This window comes from Clostridium sp. UBA5119, from assembly GCF_002414285.1.
In the GTDB taxonomy this organism is placed as follows: Bacteria; Bacillota; Clostridia; order Clostridiales; family Clostridiaceae; genus Clostridium_J; species Clostridium_J sulfidigenes.
On the sequence record NZ_DHYX01000069.1, the window covers coordinates 25496 to 28751 of the forward strand.

Annotated in this window: 2 protein-coding genes and 1 pseudogene; all 3 read left to right on the forward strand. The window is 30.3% G+C overall.

Going from position 1 to position 3256, the window contains the following annotated elements:
* Positions 1-507: pseudogene (locus tag B2671_RS11315) on the forward strand (glycosyltransferase family 2 protein); the annotation flags it as partial.
* Positions 497-2179 (forward strand): glycoside hydrolase, encoded by a 1683-nt coding sequence (locus B2671_RS11320; protein ID WP_346870514.1) that lies wholly within the window; start codon positions 497-499, stop codon positions 2177-2179. The pseudogene B2671_RS11315 and the gene B2671_RS11320, both read left to right, overlap by 11 nt.
* Positions 2180-2195: 16 nt before the next feature.
* A partial coding sequence (locus B2671_RS11325) for a glycosyl hydrolase family 18 protein (RefSeq protein ID WP_346870515.1) occupies positions 2196-3256 on the forward strand: 1061 nt, incomplete at its 3' end.

Here is a 3256-nt window from a genome sequence, read left to right on the forward strand (position 1 = left end):
ACAGCTATCTGTTCTACCATTGTACCTAATAAATATAAAATATTTCTTAAGCAACAAATGAGGTGGAAGCGTTCATGGCTAAGAGAATCAATAATTGCAGGTAAATTTATGTGGAAAAAGGAGCCTTTTATGGCAGTATTCTTTTATATGGGTGTAGTAGTGCCTATTGTTGCACCAATAGTTGTTACATATAACTTAATTTATGTTCCAATTATCCATAAGATATTTCCAACAACCTTCTTAGTAGGAATATTGATGATGGCTTTGATGATGAGTTTTGCTCAAATGTTTCTTAGAAAAAGTACTACATGGGTTTTTGGTATGGTATTTTGCATTTATTATGAGGCAGTATTATTGTGGCAGATGCCTATTGCATGGGTAACCTTTTGGAAGTCCACATGGGGCACGCGAATGACTCCGAGTGATATAAAGGCTCAAAAGAAGAAGGAACAGAGAACTATTTCCAGTAAGCTTAAGAAAAGAGGAGGGAAAAACAATGAAAAGTAATACTTTTTCTCCTAAAAAGAAAGATAGGATTAAGATAGCAAGAGGTATATTACAAGGAGTTATTTTAATTATATTGTTAATAGCTATTATAAAAGCTTTATTTTCATTCTCTGTATATGAGCCTTACAATTCATCTAAGATAAGTAATAATCAAGATAGTGGCTTCATTGCAGTATCATATTTTGGTATAGATAGAACAGGAAATGATACCTTAATAAGTACCAAAAGATTGGATGAACAGCTTAAAGCATTAAAAGATAACGGATATGTAACAATTTCTCAAAAGGATGTAGTGGATTATTATTTAAAAGGTAAGACATTACCACCTAAATCAATATTTTTGCTATTTGAAGATGGAAGAAGAGATACAGCAATATTTTCTCAAAAAATCATAGAAGAATACAATTTAAAGGCAACTATGCTAACTTATGCTGATAAATTTGAAAAGGAAGACTCGAAATTTTTAAGTTCTAATGAGCTATTAGAGTTAGTAGATAGTTCTTACTGGGAATTAGGTACAAATGGGTATAGACTTGAGTACATAAATGTATTTGATAAAGATTCAAATTACTTAGGCAATTTAAATTCAGTTCAGTTTGCAGAATCAGCTTCAAGTATGGAGAGAGATTATAATCACTATTTAATGGATTATATTAGAGATGAATATAATATTCCCAAAGAGTCCTATGAAGAAATGAAACAGCGTATTGATAGTGACTATAAGACTTTATCTAAAGTGTATACTAAGGAAATTAGTCAAGTGCCTAAAGTATATGCTTTAATGCATTCTAATACAGGTCAGTTTGGTACTAATGACAAGGTAAGTGAAATAAATGGTAAATGGATTAAAGAGTTATTTAATATGAATTTTAATAGGGAAGGTTTCTCGCTAAATACAATAGATAGTTCAATCTATGATTTAACTAGAATTCAACCACAGTCCTATTGGTCAACCAATCATTTGTTAATGAGAATCTGGAATGATACGAAGCAGGATATTAAATTTGTAATTGGAGATAAAGAAAAGGCAAGTAAATTTAAAGAGGTATCAGGAAAAGCAGAGTTTAAGGATGATGCTATTATATTAACATCTTTATCAGAAGGAAAAGGTATCCTTAAACTATTAAATAGTGATACTTATAAGGATATTAAGGTGTCAACAATATTAAATGGGAATATCATAGGTTCTCAAGGTATTTATTTGCGAGCTAATGATGATCAAAGTGATAGTTTATGTGTTAGACTTATGAATAACGTAATAAGTATTATTGAAAATTCAAAAGGTAGCTCTAATGTCATATTTTCACTAGACTTAAGTAAAAATAAAGAGGAAAAATTTGATATAAGAGATGGAGGAAGCAGAAAGGTTGATATAACATTAATTAATGATAAAATTAGTGTAGACATTGATGGTACTAATATAGCTAAAGACTTGGATGTAACTAATGAGAATCAGGGAAGTATTTATTTAGAGTCTGCATGGGGAGAATATGGATATAGTCAAAGGAATATTGCAGATGATGTATATGATGGTGTATTTAAAAAGTTTAGGATAACTGATGTTAATGATAATGAATTGTATGATAGCTCACTAAAGGGAGTTGATAGTATAATTTATTCCATTAGAAATCTTACTGATAAAATTATAGACTGTTTTATTAAATATTTATAGATTATAGAGGTGTTAAATGAGTAAAAGAGCAAAGAGTACTTGGATTATTATTACTTTGACTTTAATAATGAGTATGTTTCTATATGGTTGTTCAAAAGAAAAAAATCCCTTGGAAAATAGCAATAAAGTACAGGTTGGAGAGACAGGTGTAATTGAGGATAAAAAGATATTTGATGAAAATATAGATAACTTATCAGCATGGATTACTTATTGGGATTTAGATGTACAAGGAGAAGTTAAGTCTTTGGATAATCAGTTAAAGGAAGTTTCATATTTTGCAGCTTATTTTGATTCCAATAATGAACTGATAATACCACAGCAATTAGTAGATTACTATAATAGAATAAAGGATGAGGATTATACTAAATATCTTACTATTGTTAATGATAAAATAAATAGTTATGGAACTTCATCACTAAAGGATAAGGATCTTTTAAAGACATTGCTCACAGATTCTACCTTAAGAAGTAAACATGTTAAGGATATAATAAGTTTAGCATCTCAGTATGGTTTTAATGGAATAGAAATTGACTATGAACAAATTAAGGATGATATGGAATTATGGAATAATTACTTATTGTTCATTAATGAGCTATATGATGAAAGTAATGGAATTGGGTTAAAATTGAGAGTCATATTAGAACCTAATGTCCCTTTTGATGCTCTAGAGTTTATAGAGGGTCCGACCTATGTTATGATGTGTTACAATCTACATGGAGGATTTAGTGAACCGGGAGAAAAAGCAAATCCTCAGTTCATAAAAGAATTGATGGATAAGATGGAAAGAGTACCAGGAAGTAAAAATTTTGCCATTGCTACAGGTGGATTTAATTGGGCTTCAGATGGAAAGGTAACTTCCTTATCTGAAGTCGAAGCTAAAGATTTAGTAAAAGAATATAGCGCAAAAGAGGAAAGAGACAATAAAAGCCAATGCATAGTGTTCAAGTACACTGATGAGGATGGGATTGAACATGAAGTGTGGTATGCAGATAAAAATACATTAAACTCATGGATGCAAGTTATAAAGGAAAACGGCTATGGAATCAGTCTTTGGAGACTTCGTCGAAATGTGTTTGA

Excerpts from the sequence above, each read along its gene's own strand:
- B2671_RS11320 (WP_346870514.1), top strand. The coding sequence starts at position 497 with ATGAAAAGTAATACTTTTTCTCCTAAAAAGAAAGATAGGATTAAGATA.